This window comes from Clostridium sp. AF20-7, from assembly GCF_003479275.1.
Classification (GTDB): Bacteria; Bacillota; Clostridia; order Lachnospirales; family Lachnospiraceae; genus Otoolea; species Otoolea fessa.
Genome location: NZ_QUGF01000034.1, coordinates 1 through 785, shown reverse-complemented (window position 1 = coordinate 785; position 785 = coordinate 1). Strand labels below are relative to the sequence as shown.

1 protein-coding gene and 1 pseudogene are annotated in these 785 nt (G+C 44.8%); both read left to right on the top strand.

What is annotated here, in order from left to right:
- Positions 1-39 precede the first annotated feature (39 nt).
- A pseudogene (locus DWX68_RS14480) lies at positions 40-120 on the top strand (Maff2 family protein); the annotation flags it as partial.
- 27 nt (positions 121-147) lie between these two features.
- A partial coding sequence (locus DWX68_RS14475) for a VirB6/TrbL-like conjugal transfer protein, CD1112 family (RefSeq protein ID WP_118630032.1) occupies positions 148-785 on the top strand: 638 nt, incomplete at its 3' end.

The window sequence follows — 785 nt, the reverse complement described above, 5'->3', positions numbered from 1 at the left end:
GCCGCCGCCCGCCATCGAGCAGAGTTTTACACCTAATTGGGGATAAAACAGCTTATGGCAGGTGGAGGTGTCGTTCTGATCGGTACACAGCTTGTACCATTACTGGCGAATTTGTTTTAGCCGGGGCAGTAGGAAAGGAGAACACGCATGGATAAGATTTTTGAGTCCATAGAAGAATGGATGCGTAACCTCCTTACAGGCATGGTCAGCTCAAACCTGACGAACATGTTTACCGATGTGAATGAAAAAACCGGTGATATTGCAAGTCAGGTTGGGCAAACGCCCCAGGGCTGGAGTGGCAGTATTTTCAGCTTGATCCAAAATCTGTCGGATTCTGTGATCGTACCGATTGCCGGAATGATCATAACTTTTGTGTTGTGTTATGAGCTGATTTCCATGCTCACCGAAAAGAATAACATGCATGATATAGATACATGGATGTTTTTCAAATATTTCTTCAAGATGTGGGTTGCAGTATGGTTCGTAAGCAATGCTTTTACGATCACAATGGCAATTTTTGATGTTGGACAGAATGTAGTGAACCGGGCTGCAGGTGTTATCAACCAGCAGACGGCAATCAATATTGATTCGGTAATCACCTCGATGGAGACAGCAATGGAATCAATGGAAATAGGAGAGCTGATTATACTGGCACTGGAAACGCTTCTGGCGAGTCTGTGCCTAAAGGTTATATCCGTTTTTATAACGGTTATTTTGTATGGCCGTATGATAGAAATTTATCGCGCGTCCAGAAGCGCCGCTTTTCATCCAAAGGCGGTGTGCGG